3 protein-coding genes and 1 pseudogene are annotated in these 3,057 nt (G+C 74.8%); all 4 read left to right on the top strand.

Going from position 1 to position 3,057, the window contains the following annotated elements; translation table 11 throughout:
* Positions 1–43: 43 nt before the first annotated feature.
* Positions 44–463 (top strand): DUF1636 family protein, encoded by a 420-nt coding sequence (locus MFF42_RS11340; protein WP_238255849.1) that lies wholly within the window; start codon positions 44–46, stop codon positions 461–463.
* The gene (gene cobW, locus MFF42_RS11335; RefSeq protein ID WP_238255848.1) at positions 460–1,494 is read left to right on the top strand and encodes a cobalamin biosynthesis protein CobW; all 1,035 of its coding nucleotides are present in this window, start codon (positions 460–462) and stop codon (positions 1,492–1,494) included. The genes MFF42_RS11340 and cobW overlap by 4 nt, the downstream gene beginning before the upstream one ends.
* Positions 1,491–2,390 carry a DUF4349 domain-containing protein gene (locus tag MFF42_RS11330; protein WP_238255847.1) on the top strand — a complete coding sequence of 300 codons (900 nt, stop codon included), beginning with the start codon at positions 1,491–1,493 and terminating at the stop codon, positions 2,388–2,390. The genes cobW and MFF42_RS11330 overlap by 4 nt, the downstream gene beginning before the upstream one ends.
* Positions 2,391–2,403: 13 nt before the next feature.
* Positions 2,404–3,057: pseudogene (locus MFF42_RS11325) on the top strand (cobaltochelatase subunit CobN); the annotation flags it as partial.

The raw sequence follows: 3,057 nt of genomic DNA, 5'->3' as shown, positions 1-3,057 counted from the left end.
GCGGCGGGCGCCCGTGCCCATGCGTGACTCCTTGCAAGATTCCTTGCCTGATCCCCGGCCTGATCCCGACACCGCAATCCTGTCGGTCTGCACCACCTGCCGCGCGGCGGGCGACCCGTCCGAGCCGCGCGCGGGGGCCAAGCTGCTGGCCGCGCTCCTCGCGGAGGCCGAGCGGGAACCGGTGCCGGGCCTGACGATCGCGGGCGCCGAGTGCCTCTCGGTCTGCAAGCGGCCCTGCACCGTGGCGGTGACCTCGCCCGACCGCTGGACCTACGTCTACGGCGATTTCGACGCGCTCGAAGACGCCGGTGCGTCCGCCCGCACCCTCCTGGCGGGCCTGCGCCGCTACCTCGACACGCCCGACGGCGTCGTGCCCTGGCGCGAGCGGCCGGAAGCCTTCCGCAAGGGCGTCGTCGCCCGCATCCCGCCGCTCAGGGCGGCCCGAGGGGACACCCCAGCATGAGCCTCGTCGAGAAGATCCCCTGCACCATCGTCACCGGCTTCCTCGGAGCCGGCAAGACGACGCTGGTGCGCCACACCGTCGAGAACGCCCGCGGGCGCCGGCTCGCCATCATCGTCAACGAGTTCGGCGATCTCGGCTTCGACGGCTCGTTCCTCGCCGCCTGCGGCGTCGAGGGCTGCACCGAGGATTCGGTGGTGGAACTGCCCAACGGCTGCATCTGCTGCACGGTGGCCGACGACTTCGTCCCGGCGCTGACCAAGCTTCTGGACCGGCCCGAGCCGCCGGAGCACATCCTGATCGAGACCTCCGGCCTCGCGCTCCCCAAACCCCTGGTCCAGGCGTTCCAGTGGCCGGCGATCCGCTCGCGGGTCACCGTGGACGGCGTGGTCGCGGTGGTGGACGGCCCGGCGGTCGCCGCCGGGATGTTCGCCGAGGACCCGGACGCGCTGGCCAACCAGCGCGCCGCGGACCAGGCCGTCGATCACGACAACCCGCTGGAGGAGGTGTTCGAGGACCAGATCCTCTGCGCCGACCTCGTGGTGCTCAACAAGTCCGACCTGCTCGACGAGGCCGGCCGCGAGAAGGTCCGCGCCGAGATCGAGGCGCACCTGCCGCGCGCCGTCGAGATCGTCGCGACCGAGCACGGCCGCCTCGATGCGCGGGTGCTGCTCGGCATCGCCGCGGCGGCGGAGGACGACCTCGACGCCCGTCCCTCGCATCACGGCGAGGGCGAGGACCACGACCACGACGACTTCGAATCGGTGGCGATCCCCGTCGGCGTCGCCGGCAGCCCGGAAGAGCTGGCGGCGCGGGTGGAGAAGGCGGCCGAGACCGAGGGCGTGCTGCGGATCAAGGGGTTCGCGGAAGTCAGGGCCAAGCCGATGCGCCTCGTGGTGCAGGGCGTCGGCCGGCGCGTCGCCGCCCATTACGACCGCCCGTGGAAGGGCGCGGAGCCCCGCGACGGGCGCCTCGTCGTCATCGGCCTGAAAGGCTTCGATCGGGACGCGGTCGCCGCCGCGCTGCGGGGATGAGCCGGGGCGCGGCCGGGAGGCGGTGGCCGCGCGGGCTCCTGCTCGCGCTTCTGCCCGCGCTCGCCCTCCTCGCCGGCTGCTCCGACAGCCGGCGCGAGGCGGGCGGCGAGAGCCGGAGTGCCGACGCGGCGGCGCCCGCGCCCTTCGTCTCCGCCGCGCGCCAGGAGAAAGCCGCCAAGCTCGCCTACCGCCACGACCTCACCGTCGGCCTCGCGCCGGACCGGGTGGCGCCGCATTTCGCCGCCGCCCGCGACCGCTGCCTCGACGCGGCCGCGGCCTGCACGCTGCTGAATTCCTCGATCCGCGACGGCGGCGGCACGAGCCAGCCGCAGGCCCAGGTTCAGGTGCGGTTGCCGCACGAAGCGGTCGCCGCCTACGTCGCCTTCGTCACCGCGCCCCTGCCGGGCGAGGCGGCGGGTGACGTCGTGCTGATCGAGCAGGCGACCCGCGCCGAGGATCTCACCGCCGCCCTGACCGATACCGGCCGGCGGCTCGCCCAGCTCTCCGATTACCGCACCCGCCTGACCGCGCTCGCCGAGAAGCCGGACAACCGGGCCGAGGATCTGATCAAGATCGCGGGCGAGCTGGCGCAGGTCCAGAGCCAGATCGAGGAGGCGGAGGCGGCGCGCCGCGGCCTCGACGAGCGCGTGGACACCGAGATCGTCACGGTGGCCTTCCGCACCAGCCGGGCCCGGGCCGGGGCCTTCGCGCCGGTGCAGGAGGTCTGGGCCCGCAGCGGCCCGATCCTCGGCGAGAGCGCGGCCTCCGCCCTGCGGTTCACCGTCGCGAGCCTGCCCTGGCTGCCCGTCGTCCTCTTGGCCCTCTTGCTCCTGCGGCTGGTCTGGCGCATCCGGCGCGGGCGGGCGCAGCCGGCCCGCACCCGCCTGGAGCCGTGAGGGCGCGCGCGCCATGCATCTGATCCGCCTCGATACGGTCTCCCTCGACGAGGGCGAGGCGGCGGTCGATCTCGGCCAGACGCCGGGCGCGATCGTCTTCCTGTCGTTCACCGACACCGACCTCGCGGCGGTGGCGCGGGCGCACGCGGCCGAGCCCGGCCTGCCGTCGCTGCGGCTCGCCAAGCTGGCGCAGCTGCGCCACCCGATGTCGGTCGATCTCTACGTCGATGCGGTGATCGCCCGCGCAGAGACCTGCGTGATCCGCTGCCTCGGCGGGCTCGATTACTGGCGCTACGGCATCGAGCGCGCCGCCGCGGCCGCGCGGGCGAACGGCGTCCGGCTCGCGGTGCTGCCCGGCGACGACCGGCCGGACCCGCGCCTCGACGCCTTCTCGACCCTGCCGCCCGAGACCTGCGCCCGCCTCGACGCGTATTTCCGCGCCGGCGGGCCGGAGAACCTGACGAATTTTCTGCGCAGCCTCGCGGCGGAAGCCGGCGCCGCCGTCGAGCCGGAGCCGCCGCGGGCGCTGCCGCGCGGCTTCGCGTGGTGCCCCGGCTGCGGGCCGCTCGCGGTCGAGGCGGCGATGCAGGCCGCAGGACCCGGGCCGCTGGCGCTGCTGCTGGTCTACCGCTCGGCGGTGCTCTCCGGCGAGACGGCGCCGGCCATG

This window comes from Methylorubrum podarium (assembly GCF_022179745.1).
In the GTDB taxonomy this organism is placed as follows: domain Bacteria; phylum Pseudomonadota; class Alphaproteobacteria; order Rhizobiales; family Beijerinckiaceae; genus Methylobacterium; species Methylobacterium podarium.
Note: the sequence above shows the minus strand (reverse complement) of the source record. Positions and strands in the feature narration are given on the sequence as shown.

Excerpts from the sequence above, each read along its gene's own strand:
- cobW (WP_238255848.1), top strand. The coding sequence starts at position 460 with ATGAGCCTCGTCGAGAAGATCCCCTGCACCATCGTCACCGGCTTCCTC.
- MFF42_RS11330 (WP_238255847.1), top strand. The coding sequence starts at position 1,491 with ATGAGCCGGGGCGCGGCCGGGAGGCGGTGGCCGCGCGGGCTCCTGCTC.